The sequence below is a fragment of the Streptomyces olivochromogenes genome, assembly GCF_001514115.1.
Taxonomy (GTDB): domain Bacteria; phylum Actinomycetota; class Actinomycetes; order Streptomycetales; family Streptomycetaceae; genus Streptomyces; species Streptomyces olivochromogenes.
Genome location: NZ_KQ948451.1, coordinates 706,361 through 726,436 on the forward strand (window position 1 = coordinate 706,361; position 20,076 = coordinate 726,436).

Genomic DNA, 20,076 nt, shown 5'->3' on the forward strand with positions numbered 1-20,076 from the left:
AATATGACGCTGCTCACGCCCGTCACACCACGGTCCCTTATTCCAGGGCCAGTTGGAATTAAGGCACCAATACCGGCAGAACGCTCAGATACGACGCAGTCGGACAACTGCCGCATCGAAGTCCCCGCGCAGCCCCGTCCGCAACCCGTGATGCAACAGCACCGCACCTCGATGAGTTTCGCCCGTTTCCCGGCATTCGTACGCGGCGCTCGGATCGAGTCCGCGCAACCGGAGCGGGGCGACCGGCTCGCCGTGATGCTGGGCCTGGAGCAGGGCCAGGACGACGGTCTCGTCGCCGTGGACGTACTGCACCGCGCTCAGCCCGCCCTCCGGAGGCCGCAGCCGGTAGAGGTCGCCGCGCTGCACGACCGGCCGGATCTCCTTGTAGAGCTCCACCCACTCCCGCGCCTCGACGAGCTCCGCCTCGCTCCAGTCGGCCAGGTCACCACCGACCCCGAGTACCCCGGCCATGGCGCTCACGAACCGGAAGCGCAGCGAGCTGATCCGCCCGTTGAGCTGCGCGTTCGGACTGTCCGTGACCCAGGCGGCCATGATCCGGGCCGGGTGGATCTGGCTGAAGCCGTGCTGGATGGCGAGCCGGTCGAGCGGGTCGGTGTTGTCGGAGGTCCACACCTGGTCCGTACGCGCCATGACGCCGAGGTCGATCCGGCCGCCGCCGCCCGAGCAGGACTCGAAGGCGACCCCGGGGTGCTCGGCGCGCAGCCGGTCCAGGAGCCCGTACAGGGCCTCCACATGTTCGACCCACAGCTTCTGGGGGTACGGCTCACCGGGCCAACCGGCGTCCGTGAAGCAGCGGTTGAAATCCCACTTCACATAGTCGATCGGGGCGCTCGAGAGCAGACCGTCGAGCTGCTCCCACAGGTACTCCTGGACATCCGGGCGGGCGAGGTTGAGTACGAGCTGGTTGCGGAACTCCGTCCTGGTCCGCCCCGGCTGGAACTGCACCCAGTCGGGGTGCGCGCGGTACAGCTCGCTGTCCGGATTGACCATCTCCGGCTCGACCCAGATCCCGAACTGCATGCCGAGCGCGTGCACGTCGTCGGCGAGCGGCTTCAGTCCCTGCGGGAAGCGCTCCGGGTTGGGGGTCCAGTCGCCGAGCCCGGCGCGGTCGCTCGTCCGCGCCCCGAACCAGCCGTCGTCGACCACGAACAGCTCGACGCCCATCTCCGCGGCCCGCCGGGCCAGCTCCCGCTGCCGCTCCTCGGAGATGTCGAAGTGGGTGGCCTCCCAGGAGTTGAAGAGCACCGGCCGGTCCTGGTCCGCGTCCGGGATCACGTACGCCCGCTGGTACGCGTGCCATGTCCGGCTCGCCGCGCCGAAGCCGCCGTCGCTCCACAGCCCCGCGAAGACCGGGGTGGTGAACGACTCCCCCGGCTCCAGGCGCAACAGTCCGGAGTCGTCGTACCCCGCGCCGCCGGAGATCTGCACGCGCGCGTCGGGGAGTTGGGCCACGCAGATCCGCCACGAGCCCGACCAGCCGAGCGCGCACCCGTAGACCTCGCCGCTCTCCTCATTCGCCCCGCTGTCCAGCGCGACCCATGGCAGGTGCTGGTGCCCGGTGTGCCCGCGGCGGCTGCCGATGACCTTCTCACCGTAGGTGAGGGGGGAGCGCGCGAGCCGGGACTCGGCCGCCCACCGCCCGTGCAGCTGGGAGAGGAGCCAGCCGTCGCGCTCGGGCAGCGTCCAGGTCGCGGAGTCCGCGCGCAGCAGCTCCAGGGAAGGTCCTTCGTTGGCCAGGGTCACCCAGCGCTCGACGACGTCGCCACGCATCCGGTAGTGCAGGGTGATGCCGAGCCCGTCGTCCGCGAAGCGCAGCCGCAGTTCGTCACCGTCGGCCTCGTACGCCTCGAAACGCCATTCGGTGCCGCGCCGCTCCTGCGTCCGTACGGACAGCGCCGGACGCACGAAGCGGGGGCCGCCCTCGACGGGATACTCCTCGCGCCCGTCGAGCCGGGACTCGAAGGGCCGGTACGGCGGGCCGGGCAGGGCGGCGAGCGACTCGGCGTCGGCGCGGGTGATGCGCGGCCCCCAGTGGAGATGGAGCAGTTCGTCGAGGTCGGTCAGCCGTAGTGCGTAGCTGCTCGTGGGACCCGAAAGAAGCCACGTACGACCATCTTCGCCGATTTCGATCATCAAACCCTCGCAGATTCGAACAGCCGCGCTCAATCACCAACATCATCAACGGCGTCTCACCCGGGAGGCAACGGCTGTGGACAACTTCATTGCCTGAGGAACCCATGTCGTATCGTCGAAAGCGCGATTCCCGTCGGCGAGCGTCGCCGAGCAGCGCCGGCGGTCCAATGGGAGGAGCCCCCGTGACGCAGCAGGTCCCGTCGACCGAGCCGGAGCTGGCCGGAGTGCGCAACTTCCGAGACGTGGGCGGCCTGCCCACCGTGGACGGCCGGCGGGTGCGCTACGGACGGCTGTTCCGCAGTGGTCATCTCGCGCACGCCACGGAGGAGGACGCCGCGTTCCTCTCCTCTCTCGGGCTGCACACGATCTTCGACTTCCGCAATGCCGCCGACCAGAAGCTGGAGGGGCCGGACGTCGAGCTGCCGGGTGTACGGAACGTGAACCTTCCGCTCACCGACCCTGCCGACGGCGGCGAGTTCTGGAAGATGGTCCGCGACGGCGACATCGAACAGCTGCGCGGGCACCTCGGCGACGGCAAGGGGGCGAACCGGATGATCGGTTCCTACCGCACGATCGTCAAGGAGCGCACGGCCGAGCACTCGCACGTGCTGCACGCCCTGGCCGAGGACAGCGTGCCCGCGCTGATGCACTGCGCGGCGGGCAAGGACCGCGCGGGCCTCTCCATAGCCGTGACGCTCCTCGCCCTCGACGTCGAGCGCGACGCGATCGTGGCCGACTACCTGGAGTCGAACGCGACGCACCGCCGCTACAAGGTGCGCCGCAACGGCTCCTCGGAAACGGCCCGCTCCCCCGAGGTCATGGAGCTGCTCAGCCCTCTGTTCGACGCCCGCGCCGAGTATCTGACCGCGGCCTTCGAGACGATCGAGGAGACCTGGGGCGGCATCGACACCTACCTGGAGCGGGGGCTGGGGGTCACGCCCGAGCAGCGGGAGCTGCTGCGCGAGCGCCTGCTGGACTGAACCCCGGCGGCCGGCCTGGGGACCTGCACCCTGGGCTACTGGTTCTGCCCGCCCAGCTCGAACAGCAGATAGATGAAGGCCGCGAAGAGGTGGCCGACGGCGATGTAGATGAAGAGACGTACCCACAGGGCGCGGGGGAACTTCTCGACCATGCGTCGCCGAGTGGCGGGGTCGGCGGATTCCGTGGGCTCCGGGGGTTGCGTGGATTCCGTCATGACAGCTCTCCCATGGTCGGGTGCCCTGCCGCCGGGCCGAGGCACAGCGCGGCGGTGGGGCTCTGCAGCAGGGTGTGTACGAAGAGGAGTTCGGCCCCCGCCTGATCGGCGGCCGCGATGCGGTGCGGGGTCAGCGAGTCGAAGTGCGCGCTGTCCCCGGGCGCGAGCACCTGGGCGGTGTCCCCGAGGCGCAGCCGCAGCCGCCCCTGGAGGACGTAGAGCCACTCCTCGCCGGGGTGGACGCGCACGATGTCGCCCTGCGAGCCGTAGGGGACGTGCACCCGCAGGGCCTGCATTCCGCGGCCCGGGGAACCGGCCTGCCAGTAGGTCCAGCCGCCCGCCTTCGTCGGCTCCATGTCGGCGGCCCGGACGATCGCGTCCCGTTCGGCGACCGTCTCGCCCAGCAGCTCCGAGACCGTCGTACCGTAGATACGAGCGAGTGCGAGCAGCATCGGCAGCGAGGGCTGGCGCTGTCCCGTCTCCAGTCGGGAGAGGTGGGCAGCCGAGAGGCCGGCGGTGCGGGCCGCGGCCTCCAGGGTCAGCGAGGCCCGGCGGCGCAGCGCACGTAGCTGCGGTGCGACGGCGGGCAGCGCCTCGGCTGCTGCGGACTCGGGCGGCGTGGCGGCCGCCCCCGACTCGACAGGGCTCATGCACTCCATTGAGCCGCACCCTTGCCTCTCGGGCAAATTTCTTGCCCCAGAGGCAAAACCGGCGGGCCCGGTCGAGGCGGGCCCGCACTTCGAACCCGCCCCGATCCGTACTTCGAACCCGCCCCGATCCGGGCGGACCCCTGTTTCGAGCCCGCCCAACCTCCTCGTGCCGCGGGGCTAGCGGTTGGCGACCGCCTGCTTGACCAGGGTTTTTCCGAAGTCCCACATCAGGCCGCCGCCGCTGTGCGCGTCGTCCATCACGGCGGTGAAGGCCTCCACGAACCGGTCCACATCCCGTTCGCCGATGATCAGCGGCGGGATGAGCTTGATCACCTCCAGGTGGTCGCCGGAGACCTGGGTGAGGATGCGGTGCCGCTGGAGCAGCGGGACGACGACCATCTGCGCGAACAGGCCCTTGCGCGCGGCCTGCAGCATCGTCCAACGACTGCGCAGCTTGAGCGACTTGGGCCGACCGAACTCGATGCCGATCATCAGGCCCCGGCCGCGTACGTCGCTCAGCAGCTCGTACTTGTCGATGAGCGCCGCGAGCCGGGACTTGAGCTGCTCTCCCGTGGCCCGGGCGTTCGCGACGATCTGTTCGTTCTCCATCACGGAGAGCACGGCGAGGCCGGCCGCCATGGCCTGCGCGTTCGAGCCGAAGCTCGCCGAGTGCACGAGGACCCGGTCCATGGACGAGTAGACCTTCTTGAAGATCCAGTCCTTGCCGAGCGTCGCGCCGACCGGCACATAGCCGCCGGACAGCGCCTTCGCCACGCACACCAGGTCCGGTTCGACGCCTTCCTCGTGCTGGTAGGCGTAGAAGTCCCCGGTCCGCCCGAGGCCCGTCTGCACCTCGTCCGCGATGAGCAGCGCCTTGTGCCGGTGCAGCAGCTCCTGCGCGGCACGCAGATATCCGGGTGGGGCCTCGTGCACGCCCTTGCCCTGGATGGGCTCGACGATCAGCCCGGCGACATCCCCCTTCTTCAGCTCCCGGGCCAGAGCGTCCAGGTCACCGAGCGGAACGGCGGTGTCGGGCAGCAGCGGGGCGAAGCCGTCGCGGAAGCCGTCCTCGCCGTTCACGGACAGCGAGCCGGTGGTCAGCCCGTGGAAGGCGTGGGAGCAGTAGAGGATCCTCGGCCTCCCGGTGGCGTACCGGGCGAACTTGAGCGCGGTCTCCACCGCCTCCGTACCGCTGTTGCCGAAGAACACCCGGTCCAGGTGGGGACTGTGGGCGAGCAGCCTCTCGGCGAGGAGCCCGGGCAGCGGCTGGCAGTCGAAGCGGGTGAGGTCGGCGAGCGAGGCGTCCAGGACGTCGTGCAGCGCCTTGCGGACGACGGGGTGGTGGCGGCCCAGCCCCATCACCCCGAACCCGGCGAGCATGTCCAGGTAGTCGTTGCCGTCCGCGTCCCAGAAGTGCGCTCCCTCGGCCTTCTCGTACACCTTGTCGAAGCCGATGGTGTGCAGCATGCGCGGGAGCTGGTGGTTCAGGTATTTGGTGTGCAGCTCGTAGCGCTCGGCTCCGCGCTCGGCGAGGAGCGCGCCGAGGTCGAACTCCCCCTTCTCCGCAGGGTCGGTCATTCCTGTTTCTCCTTGGACAACTCATCCTCGAACGGCACGTCCTTCGACAGCGCGTCCTTGACGGCCAGACCGGCGCTGATCCGCCCGGCGATCTCGACGGGCGTGAGACCTATGTCGGCCAGCACCTCCCCGCGCTTGGCGTGCGCGAGGAACTGCTCCGGGATGCCGAAGCGCCGTACGGGTACGTCGACCTCGGCGTCCCCGAGCGCCAGCGCGACCGCCGCGCCGACGCCGGCCGCCCGGCTGTTGTCCTCGACGACCGCGACGAGCCGGTGCTCGGCTGCGAGGCCGGGCAGCGCGGGGTCGACGGGTTTGACCCAGCGCGGGTCGACGACCGTGCAGCCGACCCCCCGGGCCTCCAGCAGTTCGGCGGCCTGGAGGCAGACCGGCGCCATGACGCCGACAGCGACCAGGAGCACCTGCGGGGTGTCGTCGGAGCGGTGCAGGACGTCGAGTCCGCCCAGGTGGTCGACCGCGGGGATCGCGGGGCCCACCGACTCCTTCGGGAAGCGGATCAGCGTCGGCGCGTCGTCGACGGCGACCGCCTCCCGCAACTGGGCCCGCAGCTGGTCGGCGTCGCGCGGCGCGGCGATCCTGAGGCCCGGCACGACCTGCAGGATCGACATGTCCCACATGCCGTTGTGCGAGGCCCCGTCGACGCCGGTGACCCCCGCCCGGTCCAGCACGAAGGTCACTCCGCAGCGGTGCAGCGCGACGTCCATGAGGAGCTGGTCGAAGGCCCGGTTGAGGAAGGTCGCGTAGACGGCGACGACCGGGTGGAGACCGCCGGTGGCGAGCCCGGCCGCCGACACCGTGGCGTGCTGTTCGGCGATCCCGACGTCCCACACCCGGTCGGGGAACCGCTCGGCGAACTTCCCGAGCCCCACCGGGTGCAGCATGGCCGCCGTGATCGCCACGACGTCGTCCCGCTCCTCGCCGATCCGGAGGATCTCGTCCCCGAACACCGAGGTCCAGGACGGCCCGCCCGAGGGCGCGAGCGGCTCGCACGTCAGCGGATCCATCACACCGACCGTGTGGAAGTGGTCCTCCTCGTGCGCGAGCGCGGGCTCATAACCGCGCCCCTTCTCGGTCAGGCAGTGCACCAGCACCGGCCCGTGGAAACGTTTCGCGCGGCGCAGCGCGGACTCCACGGCCCTGAGGTCGTGCCCGTCGATCGGCCCGACGTACTTGAGCCCCAGGTCCTCGAACATGCCCTGCGGTGCGAAGGCGTCCTTGAACCCCTTCTTCGCGCCGTGCAGCGACTCGTAGATCGTGGGTCCGACGACGGGGGTGCGCAGCAGTACGTCCTTGCCCCAGGCGAGGACCTTCTCGTAGCTGTCGGTCGTCCGCAGGGTCGCGAGGTGGTTGGCGAGGCCACCGATGGTCGGCGCGTACGAGCGTTCGTTGTCGTTGACGACGATGATCAGCGGGCGGTCCTTGGCGGCGGCGATGTTGTTGAGCGCCTCCCACGCCATGCCGCCGGTCAGCGCGCCGTCGCCGATGACCGCGACGACATGGCCCTTCTCGCCCTGCACCTGGCGGGCCTTGGCGAGCCCGTCCGCCCAGCCGAGCGCCGTGGAGGCGTGGCTGTTCTCGATGATGTCGTGCTCGGACTCCTCACGCGAGGGATAGCCGGACAGGCCACCCTTTCCGCGCAGCTTGGAGAAGTCCTGGCGTCCCGTCAGCAGCTTGTGTACGTAGCTCTGGTGGCCGGTGTCCCACAGAATGCGGTCGACGGGTGACTCGAAGACCCGGTGGAGCGCGATGGATAGTTCCACCACCCCCAGATTGGGTCCGAGGTGACCGCCGGTCCTGGCGACCGCGTGCACCAGGAACTCCCTGACCTCATCCGCCAGTTCACCGACGTCCGCCTCGGACAGCGCCTTCAGGTCGCGTGGTCCCCGGATGCTCTCCAGAATCGTCACGCTCGGGCCCCCTCTCGGTCCGTGCTGATCAGCTCACGGTGACGGCGGGTTCGCCGGAGGCGACGCCGTCCTTCTCCATCTGCTCGGCGATCTTCATCGCTTCCTCGATGAGGGTCTCGACGATCTTCGACTCGGGCACGGTCTTGATGACCTCGCCCTTGACGAAGATCTGCCCCTTGCCGTTGCCGGAGGCGACCCCCAGGTCCGCCTCCCGCGCCTCGCCGGGGCCGTTGACGACGCAGCCCATGACCGCGACGCGCAACGGGACCTCCATCCCCTCCAGACCGGCCGTGACCTCGTCGGCCAGCTTGTAGACGTCGACCTGGGCGCGTCCGCAGGACGGACACGAGACGATCTCCAGGCGGCGCTGCTTCAGGTTCAGCGACTCCAGGATCTGGAGGCCGACCTTGACCTCCTCGGCGGGCGGGGCGCTCAGGGAGACCCGGATGGTGTCCCCGATGCCCTCGCTGAGCAGCGCCCCGAAGGCGACGGCGGACTTGATCGTGCCCTGGAACGCCGGACCGGCCTCCGTCACACCGAGGTGCAGTGGATAGTCGCACTGGGCGGCGAGCTGCCGGTACGCGTTGATCATCACCACCGGGTCGTTGTGCTTCACCGAGATCTTGATGTCCCGGAACCCGTGCTCCTCGAAGAGGGACGCCTCCCACAACGCCGACTCGACCAGCGCCTCGGGAGTCGCCTTGCCGTACTTCTGCAGCAGCCGCCGGTCGAGCGACCCGGCGTTGACCCCGATCCGGATCGGGGTCCCGGCGTCCGAGGCGGCCCGCGCGATCTCGCGGACCTTGTCGTCGAACTGCTTGATGTTGCCCGGGTTCACCCGCACCGCCGCACAGCCCGCGTCGATGGCCGCGAACACGTACTTGGGCTGGAAGTGGATGTCCGCGATCACCGGGATCTGGGACTTGCGGGCGATGGTCGCGAGAGCGTCCGCGTCGTCCTGCGTGGGGCAGGCGACGCGGACGATCTGGCAGCCGGACGCGGTGAGTTCCGCGATCTGCTGCAGGGTGGCACCGATGTCCGACGTACGCGTCGTCGTCATCGACTGCACCGAAACGGGTGCTCCGCCCCCGACCGCCACCGCTCCGACCTGGATCCGCCGCGAGACACGGCGTTCGGCGATCGGTCGGACCGGCACCTCGGGGAGGCCCAAGGAAACGGCGGTCATGTCGTCACCCGCGGCTTTCCGTGAAGGTCTCGCGGGCGGCCCTGATCGACTCCTTGAGGGAGCCCATGGTGGCGAGCACAGCCGTCGGTTCGTAGCCGCAGTGCGCCATGCAGTTCGCGCACCGCTCGTCCTTGCCGCGCCCGTAGGAGTCCCAGTCGGTTTCCTCCAGGAGCTGCCTGTACGTCTGCACGTACCCGTCGCTCATCAGATAGCAGGGCCGCTGCCAGCCGAACAGCGAGTAGCTGGGGATCGCCCACGCGGTGCACGGGAAGTCGACCTTGCCTTCCAGGAAGTCCAGGAAGAGCGGGCTCTGGTTGAGCCGCCAGCGGCGCCGGTTGCCGCCCGAGAAGGCCTTCTTGAACAGCTCCCGGGTCTGCTGGACGCCGAGGAAGTGCTCCTGGTCGGGCGCCTTCTCGTAGGCGTAGGCGGGCGAGAGCATCATCTCGTCCACCTTCAGGTCGTCATTGAGGAAGTTGAGGACCTCGATGACGGTCTGCGGGGTGTCGGTGTTGAAGAAGGTCGAGTTGGTGGTGACCCGGAAGCCGCGTCGCTTGGCCTCCTTGATGGCCGCGACCGCCTCGTCGAAGGTGCCCTCCTTGGCCACCGACTCGTCGTGCCGCTCGCGCAGCCCGTCGATGTGCACGGCCCAGGCGAAATACGGCGAGGGCTTGAACTTGTCCATCTTCTTGCGCATCAACAGCGCGTTCGTGCACAGGAAGACGAACTTCTTCTTGGCCACCAACTGCCGCACGATCTCATCGATCTGCGGGTGCATCAGCGGCTCGCCGCCGGCGATGGACACCATCGGCGCGCCGGATTCGAGGACCGCTCCCACGGCTTGGGCAACGGGCATGCGCTGCTTGAGCACCCCCGCGGGGTGCTGGATCTTGCCGCAGCCCTCGCATTTGAGGTTGCAGGCGAAGAGGGGTTCCAACTCGACCAGCAGCGCGAACTTGTCCCGCTTCCTGAGCTTCTGTTCAAACAGGTACGCAGCGACCTTCATGGACTGCCGAAGCGGCATGGCCATCTGGCTCACCTCCGGGGGAGCAACAAAGAACGGTGCCATTCAAAGAAAGCGGGAAGGACGGCACGAAGAACACGGAAAGCTGATATTCCACCGCGCACTGTGCCGATTCGGACGAGTTCATGTTCTGGAGCGTCCACGACCACCCGTACGGCCGCAACCGGGCGCAGGCCCGCCCGCACGGCGCTGTGGAGCGTGGCCGCGGATTCCATGTCGACCGCGATCGCGCCGGTCGCGAGCAGCTCCGACCGCTCGTGACCTCGGACGACGTGATCGGAGCCGGTGAGTGGCCCGGTGTGGACAGTGCGCCCGGGCACGGTACGCACGAGTTCCTTGACGAGCAGTTCGGTGCCCACGCACGGGGTGCTGCCGCGTGGGTCCCGGGTCTCCTCGGCGACCACCAGGTCACCGGGGTGCATGCCCGGGGCGAGCCCCGCGCAGAAACCCGTGGCCAGGACGGCGGCCTCGCTCAGCGCCGGGTCGGCCAGGATCCGGGTGAGCGAGCGTTCGGCGGCCTTGGGCCCCATGCCGGTGCGCAGCACGGTGACGGGCCCGTCGGCCCCGGTGCGGTCGCCGATGCGCAGGGCGAGGTGCTCGATGCCGAGCGCGCAGGCGATCAGCAGCGGGGCCGGGTCGGGCTTTGTGCTCATCAACCCCCCTTGACCTCGGCGAACGACTCGCCGTGGACGAAGCTCGGTTCGCCGTGGACATAGCGGCCGAGCGCGGTGAGCGGGAAGACCTGCCGGTAGAGGTGGTAGTTGATCGAGAAGTCCCACGGGAACCCGGTGCCGGTGAAGTACGGCTCGTCCCAGGAGCCGTCCGCCAGCTGGGTCTCCGCGAGCCAGGCGATCCCGCGTTCCACCGCCTTGGAGTCCCGCTCCCCCGCGGCCAGCAGGGCGAGCAGCGCCCAGCCGGTCTGGGAGGCGGTCGAGGCGCCGCGTCCGCTCCACTCGGCGGCCTCGTGGTAGGAGCGCAGGTCCTCGCCCCAGCCGCCGTCGTCGTTCTGGACGGTTTCCAGCCAGGCGACGGCCCGTCGGATCGCCGGATGCGAGGCGGGCAGTCCGGCGGCCACGAGCGCCGGGAGCACCGACCCCGTTCCGTAGACGTAGTTGACGCCCCAGCGCCCGAACCACGAGCCGTCCGGCTCCTGGTGGGCGAGCAGCCACTCGATGCCCCGGCGGGTGCGCGGGTCGTGCGAGAGCCCCTCGACCGCGAGCATCTCCACCACATGTGCGGTGACGTCGGCGGACGGCGGGTCGATGACCTCCCCGAAGTCGCAGAACGGGAGCCGGTTGGGGAAGGCACTGGTGTTGTCGACGTCGAAGGCGCCCCAGCCGCCGTCCTTGGACTGCATACCGAGGTTCCAGCGCACCCCGCGCCCGATGGCGTGCTCGACGCGCTCCGGGTCGTGGTGGCGGACGCGGCGCAGCGCGAGGGCGACCTCTGCGGTGTCGTCGATGTCGGGGTAGTTGTCGTTGTGGAACTCGAAGGCCCAACCCCCGGGCGGAAGGTGGGGCCGCTTCACCGCCCAGTCCCCGGGCCGCACGATCTCCTCGCCGAGCATCCAGTCGGCGGCCTTCACCAGCTGCGGATGGTCGGCGGGCAGGCCCGCGTCGGCGAGCGCGATGGTGGCGAGGCAGGTGTCCCAGACCGGCGACTGACAGGCCTCGATCATCCGGGCGCCGTCCTCGCGCCAGACGGCGAACCGGTCCAGCGACGCCAACCCCTCGCGCATCACGGGGTGTTGGAGGTCGTAGCCGAGCAGGTGCAGCGCGATGACCGAGTACACCGCGGGCGGCTGGATGCCGCCCCAGCAGCCGTCGTTCTCCTGCCGTTCGATGATCCAGCGCGCCGCCGTGTTCATCGCGGCCCGGCGCACCCTGCGCGGGACGACCTTGCGGTACTGGTGCAGGGCCTTGTCGAGACGCTGGAAGGCCCCGTCCCAACTCGCCACGGGAGCGAGGGGTTTGACCGGGTTGGGGTCGCCCGCGTCGGTGTGCAGCTCGTCGAGCGGGAACGGCGCGGGCCGCACCGGGCGCTTCGCCGAGACGATGGTCAGCGGCACGATCGTCTGCCGCGCCCAGCAGCCGAAGTCGTAGATGTTGAGCGGCATCCACTTCGGGAAGTAGATGAGTTCCGGCGGGAGTTCGGGCAGGTCGTCCCACTTCCACCAGCCGAACAGGGCGAGCCAGATCCGGGTGAAGACGCGGGCCGAGGCGATGCCGCCCCGCTCACGGATCCAGGCGGCCGCCCTCGCCATGTGCGGCTCGTCCGGGCCGTCCCCGGCCAGCCGCAAGGCGACGTACGCCTCGATGGTGGCGGAGAGTTCGCCCGGGCCGCCGTAGAAGGTGGCCCAGGTGCCGTCCTCGCGCTGCTCGCCGCGGATGAACAGTCCTGCGGCGCGTGTGGTCGTCTCGTCGCGGATTCCCAGGAACTGACGGAGGAGCAGGTCCTCGGCGTCCATCGTGACGTTCGTCTCGAGGTCGCCCTTCCACCAGCCCTCCGCGTCCTGCCGTGAGAGCAGGAAGTCGGTGGCGCGCTGCATGGCGTGCGTGGCGACGTCTCGGGTCTCGACTGTCCCGGCCGCCACGGGAGTCGTCTCTGGGTGGATTTCGCTGGCCGCGGCAGCGCGGGGCGGCAGTGCCCCGGTGCTTCCGTCGGTCGTCGCTGTCATGGCTTCCCCTTCGTGCAGTGGTACGACTCTGCTGGGTCCGCCGTCGGCCGGTGCGTGTGTCCTCCGCGGCACCGGCCGGCGACTACGCGAGGTTTATTCGACCGATAGTGATCATCTCTTCCGTACGACGACGAAGTCGGCGAGCGCCACGAGCTGGGCCCGCACCTGGTCGGGCATCTCCACGGCGTCCAGTGCTTCGATGGCGATGGTGTGCTGGCGGCGTGCCTCCTGGGCGGTCCACTCGCGGCCGCCCGCCTCCTCGATGAGCGCGGCGCGCACCGCGAACTCCTCCTCGGAGAAGTTCTCGAAGTCGCTGGCCTTGGCGTCCTCGGCGAGCAGTTCGCCGAGCCGCTCGGAGGCGGGCCCGCCCGCGGCGAGCGCCGCCACGACCGGCAGGGACTTCTTGCGCTGGCGCAGATCGCTCCAGGTCTGCTTGCCGGTGGCCTCCGGGTCGCCCCAGATGCCGAGGAGGTCGTCGACGGCCTGGAAGGCCAGGCCGAGGTGGTAGCCGTACTTCTCCAGCGTGTCCGCGGTGCGGTCGTCCGCGCCGCCGAGGACCGCGCCGATGGAGCAGGCGCAGGCGAGCAGGGCGCCCGTCTTGTTGCCCTCCATCTCCAGGCACTCCTCGACGCTGACGCGGTCGCGGTGCTCGTAGGAGATGTCCTGGGCCTGGCCGTCGATGAGGGCGCGGGTGGCGCTGGTCAGGCGGCGGGTGGCGCGGCCGGCCTCGACGGTGCCGAGTTCGAGGAGGATCTCGTTGGCCAGCGCGAACAGGGCGTCGCCGACGAGGATCGCCTGGGCGGGGCCGTGCACCTTCCAGACGGTGTCGCGGTGGCGGCGCTGTTCGTCGCCGTCCATCAGGTCGTCGTGCAGCAGGGAGAAGTTGTGCACCAGCTCGACCGCGACCGCGCCGGGCACGCCGACCTCGGGGGCGGCACCGGCGGCCTGCGCGGAGAGCACGGCCAGCGCGGGGCGCACGGCCTTGCCGCCGTCGCCGTCCGCGGGGTTGCCCTGGGCGTCGATCCAGCCGAAGTGGTAGGCGGCGACGGTGTCCATGGGCGACGCCAGGCGGTCGACGGCCGCCTTCAGCACCGGTGTGGCCAGGGTCCGGCCGCGCTCCAGGAGCGCGGTCACGTCCACCGCGTCGGCAGCCTTGTCGGCCGGGGGCACAGTGGGCACAGTCTCTCCTCTTGTTGCGGTACCGGGGGTGCGGGGGTCCGCCGCGCGCTCGTCGAGCATCAGGCCGCCTCCTCGAACGTGAGGAGGTGGTCGCGGGGCCGGCCCAGGGCGCCCAGTGCGGCTCGCGCCGCACCGACGCCGCTGCGGACCGCACTCTCCATGGTCGCGGGCCACCCTGTGGCGGTCCACGCGCCGGCCAGATACAGGCCGGGGGCTCTGGTGCGAGCGCCGGGCCGCAGCCGCCCGACGCCTGGGGTGGGGGCGAACGTCGCGGTGCGCTCCCTGGTCACGAAGAAGTCCTTCACCTCCGCGCCGCGCGCGGCGGGCAGCAGCCGCTCCAGCTCCGGCAGATAGCGCTCGCGCAGGACGGCGACAGGTTCGTCGATCTCGTCCTGGGCGGCCGACTGCGACAGGGCGAGGTACTGCCCTTCCCGCAGCCCGGACGCGTCGGTGCGGTCGAAGACCCACTGCACCGGGGAGCCGAGGGCGGCGAAGAACGGTCGCGCGAGCACCTTCCGGTCGTAGACGACATGGACGTTGAGGATCGGCGCGGTGCCGATCTCCAGCAGCCGTTCGGGGGCGTCGAGCGCTCCCTCGGGCAGCAGATCGTGGGCCTCGCGCTGGGGTACGGCGAGGACGACGGTGTCGGCGTCGAGCGTCTCGCCGGGAACCTGAACGCTCCAACGCCCGTTCTCGTTAGGGGAGATGGAGGTGACGCGTGTACGGACTTCGGTACGCACGCCCGCGGAGTCGAGCGCCTTGCGGGCCAGCGTGTCGTGCAGTTCGCCCAGCGGGACGCGTGCCCAACCGATGTCGGCCGCGCCCGGGTCGGACAGCAGACCGGTCTTGAACACCATCGCGGCGAGCCCGAGCGAGGAATCGCCGGCCACCGCGTTGAGGGTGGCGACCCCCACCAGGTCCCACAGTGCCTCGACGGCACGCTCCGACTGACCGTGTTCGGCGAGCCATTGGCCGAAGTTCTGGTCGTCGAGGGCCGGATCGTCGAGATCGAGCGCTTTGAGCGCCAGTGCGGCACGGCCGACCTTGGCGCGCTCGGCGAGCGACAGATGCTGATAGGTCGCCAGGCTGCGCGCGAGATGCAGAGGTACGGGCAGCGCGGTGCGGCCGATTCTGCCGAGCCGCCGCCCGGGTTTCGCCTCGGCGTCGAGAACGGGCACGTCGAGACGATCCTGCAGGGGCGCGAGCGAGGCCCCGTCGATGCGGTCGAGGAACCAGCGGTAGGCGGTGCAGCAGCGCAGATACACATGCTGTCCGTTGTCCACGGTGAGTTCGCCGCGCTGGAAGGAGAAGGCGAGCCCGCCGAGCCGCGGCCGGCCTTCGAGCAGGGTGACACGCACCCCGGCGTCGGCCAGTGCGAGCGCGGCGGTGATTCCGGCCAGCCCGCCGCCGACCACTACGGCGCCGGCCCCTTCCGGGCGGCCCGAAGCCCCCGTGGGCTGCGTGTCCTCGCTCATCGTGCACCCTCCCCAGCGGCCGTGCCGCGGTGATTGAACGGTGCACGGCAGGCCATCGCAGTCAGGGACGCCACCTGACGCCGGAGGGTTGCGTGCCGCTTTTCTCCGGTCGAATCACCTTGGCCCATATTGTCCATCAGGTACGCCTCCTGACGGTACGCCGGGAGACATGCCGGGCGTCCAGACCGGAGAGGCCGCGCACGGCGACGTACGCCTTCTCGCGCCCCGGCAGCGAGACGCGGCCGCGCAGCACGGCCTCCGGCTCGCGCTCGATGCGGTCGAGAAGCCGCCGGTAGATGCCGGCCATGGCCGCGACACAGGCGCCGCTGCGCCGGTCGAGCATGGGCAGCAGCCGGTAGCCCTCGGCGAAAAGGGTGCGGGCCCGTCGTACTTCGAAGTGGACGAGGCCCGCGAAGTCGGAGCCCTCGGGCGGGGTCGGGCCGTTGAACCCGGCCGAGCAGCCGAACTTCGCGAGGTCGTCGGCGGGCAGATAGGTGCGCCCGCCCGCGGCGTCCTCCCGTACGTCCCGAAGGATGTTGGTGAGCTGGAGCGCGAGCCCGAGCGTGTCCGCATACTCCGGCGCGCGCTCGGCGCCGCGCGCCCCCGGTTCCGTACCGAACACGCCGAGCGAGAGCCGCCCGATCGCCCCGGCCACGCACCGGCAGTACACCTTCAGGTCGTCCCAGGTCTCGTACGTCTCACCGCGTACGTCCATCAGGACGCCGTCGATGAGTTCGTCGAGGCCGCCCAGCGGCACCGGGAAGTACGCGGCGGTGTGGCTGAGGGCGACCGCGACCGGGTCGGTGTCGTCCTCGTCCACCCGGCCCTCGCGGACCCGGGCGAGCAGAGCCCGGGTGTCCTCGAGCCGCGCCGCCTTCACATCCGTTGCCAGCGCGCCGTCGCCGATGTCGTCGACACGCCGTGAGAACGCGTAGAGCGCCGACATCGCACGACGCTTGGGCGTCGGCAGAAGTCTGATGCCATAGGCGAAATTACGAGCCTGCTGACCGGTCACTGCCTCGCAGTAGCTGTAAGCGGCGAGTACCGGTGCGGACACGTGTTGTTCCGACTCCACGGTCCGGATCACCCCTCTCCTCGCAGAGTCACTCCCACCTCGCGCAGCAACTGGAGCTTGCCGGGCTTGGGCGGGCCGGGAAGTACGTCGTATTCGGCGGCGGCGATCGCGCGGATCGCCGCCCTTCCCCCTGCCACGAACCCCGCGAGCAGCAGCTTCAACCTGCCGTGGACGCTACCCACGAGGGGGGTGCCTTCATTCAGGAGGTGGAGCGCGCGTTCTGCTTCGTATGCAACCAGCGCGCGCACCGATGCGCCCGCTGTGGCCGTGGCGAGATCCGCCTCCTGGACATGGAAGCGCTTCATGTCCTCGGCCGGCAGGTAGATGCGGTCGCGGCCGAGGTCCTCGGCGACGTCCTGGAGGTGCTCGACGATCTGCAGTGCCGTGCACACCGCGTCCGAGTGGCGGATCCGCTCGGGCGTGGAGGTGCCGGTGACGGACAGCACCAGGCGGCCGACGGGGTTGGCGGACAGCTCGCAGTAGGCCACGAGGTCGTCATAGGTCTCGTAACGCTTGATCAGCTGGTCCTGGCGGTTGGCCGCGATCAGCCCGAGGAAGGGTTCGGGGGTGAGGTCCGCGCGGCGGACCGTGGGCTGCAGGCGGCGCAGCAGCGGGTGGTGCGGCGTCGAGTCGAACACGCGGTGCAGGTCGGCCTCGAAGGCGTCCAGGAGTACGAGACGGTCCTCGGCCTCTTCGGGCGACACGCCGAGCAGCCTGGCGTCCGCGCCACCCGGGGCGAGGTCGCCGTCACCGATGTCGTCGACGAGGCGGGCGAAGCCGTAGACGGCCATCAGATCGTCGCGCCAGGCCTGGGGCAGGAAGAAGGGTGCCACGGGGAAGTTCTCGCCCGCGGCCTTGTCGAGCGTTCCGCGCTCCGTCTCACCAGTGCGCGCCGTACCGGCTTGGGTCACCGCTCGCCGCCCGGCGCGGGGACGGCACACGCGTCGCGGAGCTGGAGAGTTTCCGTAGCCATTGCCGTCACATCTCCCGTTCTACACTGCCGACCCAATAGTGCCCATTTCGGACACGCCGCCCGGGACTCCGCGCGGCGCGCCGGTGCCGGGTGTCGCGCAGTATCGCCCCACTTGCCGCGATTCAGCACCGGTACAGCTTACGTTGTACAACGCAGCAAGGTTCGTCGGGGTGTCCTGCACATCACAACAACACACCGATTGGTGTCAAGATTCCTAAGGCCAGCAGGAGTTGGCGTTTCCTTTGCAGACGCAGGGCCCCGCCGAATCGTTGCGGCGGGGCCCTGGAGACTACGAGCTACTTGCCCGTGAACTTCTCGTACTCCTTGAGGACCTCTTCGGTCGGACCGTCCATCCGCAGCTCACCGCGCTCCAGCCAGAGCACGCGGTCGCAGGTGTCGCGGATCGACTTGTTGTTGTGGCTGACCAGAAACACCGTGCCCGCGCTCTTGCGCAGCTCGCGGATCCGCTGTTCGGAGCGCCTCTGGAAGGAGCGGTCGCCGGTGGCGAGGGCCTCGTCGATCATGAGGACGTCGTGGTCCTTGGCGGCCGCGATGGAGAAGCGCAGCCGCGCCGCCATGCCGGAGGAGTAGGTGCGCATCGGCAGGGTGATGAAGTCGCCCTTCTCGTTGATGCCCGAGAAGTCGACGATCTCCTGGTAACGCTCCCTGATCTGCTCGCGGGACATGCCCATCGCGAGCCCGCCCAATATGACGTTGCGTTCGCCCGTGAGGTCGTTCATCAGGGCCGCGTTCACGCCGAGCAGCGAGGGCTGACCGTCGGTGTAGACCTTGCCCTTCTCGGCGGGCAGCAGACCGGCGATGGCACGCAGGAGCGTGGACTTGCCGGAGCCGTTGGAGCCGATCAGGCCGATGGCCTCGCCGCGGTAGGCCGTGAAGGAGACGCCCCTGACGGCGTGCACCTTGCGTACGCCCCGCTCCTCGCCGCGCTTGATGATGCGGCTGAGGGCGGCGGTGGCGCTGCCCTTGCCGGTCTTGGCGCCGTTCACGCGGTAGACGATGTGCAGCTCGTCCGCGATCACGGTCGGGATGTGGGATGTCTGCTCAGCCACGGCCGTACCTCTCTTCCGCCTTCCAGAAGTACACGAACCCGCCGGCGGCGACGACCACGGCCCAGAAGGTGGCGATGGCCCACACATGGGGCGGCAGGTTCGAGGCGCCGTAGCCGTCGATGAGGGCGAAGCGCATCAGGTCCATGTAGATCGCGGCCGGGTTCACCTGGAGCGCGCGGATGAACCACTCGGGCCGTCCGACGAGCATGTTGCTGATGGAGAACATGACGCCCGAGGTGTACATCCAGGTCCGCAGGATGAACGGCATCAGCTGGGCGAGGTCCGGAGTCTTGGCGCCCAGGCGCGCCACGATCAGCGCGAGGCCGGTGTTGAAGAGGAACTGCAGCACCAGCACCGGGACGATCAGCAGCCAGGACAGACCCGGCACACTGCCGAAACCGATCACCACGACGAACAGCACGATCATCGAGAACAGCAGCTGCTGGAGCTGCTGGAGCGCGAAGGAGATGGGCAGCGAGGCGCGCGGGAAGTGCAGCGCGCGCACCAGCCCCAGGTTGCCCGAGATCGCACGGACGCCCGCCATGATCGAGCTCTGCGTGAACGTGAAGACGAACACACCGGTCACGAGGAACGGGATGTAGGTGTCGTGCGACATGCCCCGGCTGGCCTTGAGGATCACGCCGAAGATGAAGTAGTACACGGCCGCGTTCAGCAGCGGCGTCGCCACCTGCCACAGCTGGCCGAGCTTGGCCTGGCTGTACTGCGCGGTGAGTTTCGCCTGCGAGAAGGCGAGGATGAAGTGCCGCCGCCCCCACAGCTGACGCACGTACTCGACGAGTCCGGGCCGGGCGCCGCTCACCGCGAGCCCGTACTTGTCGGCCAGGTCGGCCGCGGAGAGCCCGTCATCGGGGGACGGACGGTCGCTCAGCGCGACAGTTCCGTCATGCGTTGTCTCACTCACAAATGGAAACTTTCGTCTTCATGATGCGCACGGCCTGGTCGGGCAGGGGCTGAGGGCACGGGACACCGGGGTACGGCGAACGTGCTCCCGGGAACGAGCTTGTCAGATGGTGTAGCCGCTTGTCAGATGACAGGAGGACGACCGAGGCGGGTCAGCCGCCACACCGTACGCCACTTCATGGGCCGCCGGGGTCCGCAGGGACTGGTCCAGCCCTCCTTGAAACCGCCGAACCACGCCTTGAGTGCAGGTCCCGAGGGGCGGCGGGCCAGGGTCAGGAGCATCCAGACGCCGAGGTAGACGGGGACGAGCGGCGCGGGAAGGTTTCGGCGCGCGAGCCAGACACGGTTGCGGGCCACCATGCGGTGATACACCGCGTGCCGCGAAGGGGCGGTCGTGGGGTGGTACAGCACCATGTCGGACCGGTAGTCGATCATCCAGCCCGCGTCGAGGGCCCGCCATGCCAGGTCGGTTTCCTCGTGGGCGTAGAAGAACTCGTCCGGAAGTCCGCCGACCTCGGCGAAGACCTTCGTACGGACCGCGTTGGCGCCACCGAGGAAGGTGGTCACGCGCGAGGAGCGCATCGGGTCAGAGGCGCGCAGCCGCGGCACGTGACGGCGCTGGGTCTCCTTGGTCTCGGGGTCCGCGATCCGGAAGCTGATGATGCCGAGCTCGGGGTCGGCGGCGAAGGCCAGGCGGCACAGCTCGGCGGTGTCGTGGGTGGCGAGGAGGCCGTCGTCGTCGAGGAAGAGCAGGATGTCGACGTCCGTGCCACCGGGGCCGAAGGCCTCGATGCCCACGTTGCGGCCGCCCGGTATGCCGAGGTTCTCGGGCAGCTCTACGGTGCGTACGCCGTGGGGGACGTCCGGGACGGGCGAGCCGTTGCCGACCACGACCACCTCGACCCGGTCGCCGTCCTGCTTGGCGACGGAGTCCAGCAGGGCTCGGAGCTCGTCGGGGCGGTTGCCCATGGTGATGATGACCGCGCCGACCTTCATC

The 20,076-nt window shown here is 69.9% G+C and carries 18 protein-coding genes; 1 reads left to right on the top strand and 17 read right to left on the bottom strand.

The features are described from left to right. Positions 1–84 precede the first annotated feature (84 nt). The gene (locus tag AQJ27_RS03250; RefSeq protein WP_067361245.1) at positions 85–2,154 is read right to left on the bottom strand and encodes an alpha-galactosidase; all 2,070 of its coding nucleotides are present in this window, start codon (positions 2,152–2,154) and stop codon (positions 85–87) included. A 182-nt stretch (positions 2,155–2,336) separates the two neighbouring features. Here AQJ27_RS03250 and AQJ27_RS03255 point away from each other — a divergent pair, with 182 nt between their 5' ends. Further along, positions 2,337–3,134 carry a tyrosine-protein phosphatase gene (locus AQJ27_RS03255; RefSeq protein ID WP_067361248.1) on the top strand — a complete coding sequence of 266 codons (798 nt, stop codon included), beginning with the start codon at positions 2,337–2,339 and terminating at the stop codon, positions 3,132–3,134. A gap of 35 nt (positions 3,135–3,169) precedes the next feature. On the opposite strand, the gene AQJ27_RS03260 is transcribed toward AQJ27_RS03255, so the two are convergent. The 16 genes from AQJ27_RS03260 to AQJ27_RS03330 all read right to left on the bottom strand — a co-directional run bounded on the left by AQJ27_RS03260 (position 3,170) and on the right by AQJ27_RS03330 (position 20,075). Continuing rightward, on the bottom strand, positions 3,170–3,286 hold the full coding sequence (locus AQJ27_RS03260) for a DUF6126 family protein (RefSeq protein ID WP_054232722.1): 117 nt from the start codon (positions 3,284–3,286) through the stop codon (positions 3,170–3,172). A gap of 59 nt (positions 3,287–3,345) precedes the next feature. Continuing rightward, positions 3,346–3,999: a helix-turn-helix domain-containing protein gene (locus AQJ27_RS03265; RefSeq protein ID WP_067361251.1), complete on the bottom strand. Its 654-nt coding sequence runs from the start codon at positions 3,997–3,999 to the stop codon at positions 3,346–3,348. Positions 4,000–4,176: 177 nt separating this feature from the next. Continuing rightward, positions 4,177–5,577 (bottom strand): aspartate aminotransferase family protein, encoded by a 1,401-nt coding sequence (locus tag AQJ27_RS03270; protein WP_067361255.1) that lies wholly within the window; start codon positions 5,575–5,577, stop codon positions 4,177–4,179. After that, positions 5,574–7,502 carry a 1-deoxy-D-xylulose-5-phosphate synthase gene (dxs, locus tag AQJ27_RS03275; protein WP_067361258.1) on the bottom strand — a complete coding sequence of 643 codons (1,929 nt, stop codon included), beginning with the start codon at positions 7,500–7,502 and terminating at the stop codon, positions 5,574–5,576. The genes AQJ27_RS03270 and dxs overlap by 4 nt, the downstream gene beginning before the upstream one ends. Positions 7,503–7,530: 28 nt before the next feature. Then, the gene (gene ispG, locus AQJ27_RS03280; protein ID WP_067361262.1) at positions 7,531–8,688 is read right to left on the bottom strand and encodes a flavodoxin-dependent (E)-4-hydroxy-3-methylbut-2-enyl-diphosphate synthase; all 1,158 of its coding nucleotides are present in this window, start codon (positions 8,686–8,688) and stop codon (positions 7,531–7,533) included. A gap of 4 nt (positions 8,689–8,692) precedes the next feature. Then, positions 8,693–9,715, bottom strand: coding sequence for an adenosyl-hopene transferase HpnH (gene hpnH, locus AQJ27_RS03285; protein ID WP_067361266.1), 1,023 nt, complete (start codon positions 9,713–9,715; stop codon positions 8,693–8,695). 5 nt (positions 9,716–9,720) lie between these two features. Next, a complete protein-coding gene (locus tag AQJ27_RS03290; RefSeq protein ID WP_067361269.1) occupies positions 9,721–10,362 on the bottom strand; it encodes a phosphorylase family protein in 642 nt (213 codons plus the stop codon). Beyond that, the gene (gene shc / locus AQJ27_RS03295; RefSeq protein ID WP_067361272.1) at positions 10,362–12,386 is read right to left on the bottom strand and encodes a squalene--hopene cyclase; all 2,025 of its coding nucleotides are present in this window, start codon (positions 12,384–12,386) and stop codon (positions 10,362–10,364) included. The genes AQJ27_RS03290 and shc overlap by 1 nt, the downstream gene beginning before the upstream one ends. Before the next feature lie 111 nt (positions 12,387–12,497). Continuing rightward, positions 12,498–13,625 carry a polyprenyl synthetase family protein gene (locus AQJ27_RS03300; protein ID WP_079064752.1) on the bottom strand — a complete coding sequence of 376 codons (1,128 nt, stop codon included), beginning with the start codon at positions 13,623–13,625 and terminating at the stop codon, positions 12,498–12,500. After that, a complete protein-coding gene (gene hpnE / locus AQJ27_RS03305) occupies positions 13,625–15,040 on the bottom strand; it encodes a hydroxysqualene dehydroxylase HpnE (protein WP_067361275.1) in 1,416 nt (471 codons plus the stop codon). The genes AQJ27_RS03300 and hpnE overlap by 1 nt, the downstream gene beginning before the upstream one ends. Continuing rightward, positions 15,037–15,177 (bottom strand): DUF6380 family protein, encoded by a 141-nt coding sequence (locus AQJ27_RS60730; RefSeq protein ID WP_425275180.1) that lies wholly within the window; start codon positions 15,175–15,177, stop codon positions 15,037–15,039. Before AQJ27_RS60730 ends, hpnE begins: the two co-directional genes overlap by 4 nt. Then, positions 15,177–16,127, bottom strand: coding sequence for a presqualene diphosphate synthase HpnD (hpnD, locus tag AQJ27_RS03310; RefSeq protein WP_067361282.1), 951 nt, complete (start codon positions 16,125–16,127; stop codon positions 15,177–15,179). The genes AQJ27_RS60730 and hpnD overlap by 1 nt, the downstream gene beginning before the upstream one ends. Then, positions 16,124–17,026 (bottom strand): squalene synthase HpnC, encoded by a 903-nt coding sequence (gene hpnC, locus AQJ27_RS03315; RefSeq protein WP_067361286.1) that lies wholly within the window; start codon positions 17,024–17,026, stop codon positions 16,124–16,126. The genes hpnD and hpnC overlap by 4 nt, the downstream gene beginning before the upstream one ends. A 358-nt stretch (positions 17,027–17,384) precedes the next feature. Next, entirely contained in the window at positions 17,385–18,158 is a 774-nt protein-coding gene (locus tag AQJ27_RS03320) for an ABC transporter ATP-binding protein (RefSeq protein ID WP_067361289.1), read from the bottom strand. Continuing rightward, positions 18,151–19,080: an ABC transporter permease gene (locus AQJ27_RS03325; RefSeq protein ID WP_067361291.1), complete on the bottom strand. Its 930-nt coding sequence runs from the start codon at positions 19,078–19,080 to the stop codon at positions 18,151–18,153. Before AQJ27_RS03325 ends, AQJ27_RS03320 begins: the two co-directional genes overlap by 8 nt. 122 nt (positions 19,081–19,202) lie before the next feature. Next, positions 19,203–20,075 (bottom strand): glycosyltransferase family 2 protein, encoded by an 873-nt coding sequence (locus tag AQJ27_RS03330; protein WP_425275185.1) that lies wholly within the window; start codon positions 20,073–20,075, stop codon positions 19,203–19,205. Position 20,076 lies beyond the last annotated feature (1 nt).

Bases quoted from the DNA above. Each gene is read 5' to 3' on its own strand.
- hpnE (WP_067361275.1), bottom strand. From the start codon at position 15,040: ATGAGCGAGGACACGCAGCCCACGGGGGCTTCGGGCCGCCCGGAAGGG.
- AQJ27_RS03250 (WP_067361245.1), bottom strand. From the start codon at position 2,154: ATGATCGAAATCGGCGAAGATGGTCGTACGTGGCTTCTTTCGGGTCCC.
- AQJ27_RS03265 (WP_067361251.1), bottom strand. From the start codon at position 3,999: ATGAGCCCTGTCGAGTCGGGGGCGGCCGCCACGCCGCCCGAGTCCGCA.
- ispG (WP_067361262.1), bottom strand. From the start codon at position 8,688: ATGACCGCCGTTTCCTTGGGCCTCCCCGAGGTGCCGGTCCGACCGATC.
- AQJ27_RS03300 (WP_079064752.1), bottom strand. From the start codon at position 13,625: ATGCTCGACGAGCGCGCGGCGGACCCCCGCACCCCCGGTACCGCAACA.
- hpnH (WP_067361266.1), bottom strand. From the start codon at position 9,715: ATGGCCATGCCGCTTCGGCAGTCCATGAAGGTCGCTGCGTACCTGTTT.
- AQJ27_RS03270 (WP_067361255.1), bottom strand. From the start codon at position 5,577: ATGACCGACCCTGCGGAGAAGGGGGAGTTCGACCTCGGCGCGCTCCTC.
- shc (WP_067361272.1), bottom strand. From the start codon at position 12,386: ATGACAGCGACGACCGACGGAAGCACCGGGGCACTGCCGCCCCGCGCT.
- AQJ27_RS03330 (WP_425275185.1), bottom strand. From the start codon at position 20,075: ATGAAGGTCGGCGCGGTCATCATCACCATGGGCAACCGCCCCGACGAG.
- AQJ27_RS03260 (WP_054232722.1), bottom strand. From the start codon at position 3,286: ATGGTCGAGAAGTTCCCCCGCGCCCTGTGGGTACGTCTCTTCATCTAC.
- AQJ27_RS03290 (WP_067361269.1), bottom strand. From the start codon at position 10,362: ATGAGCACAAAGCCCGACCCGGCCCCGCTGCTGATCGCCTGCGCGCTC.
- AQJ27_RS60730 (WP_425275180.1), bottom strand. From the start codon at position 15,177: ATGGACAATATGGGCCAAGGTGATTCGACCGGAGAAAAGCGGCACGCA.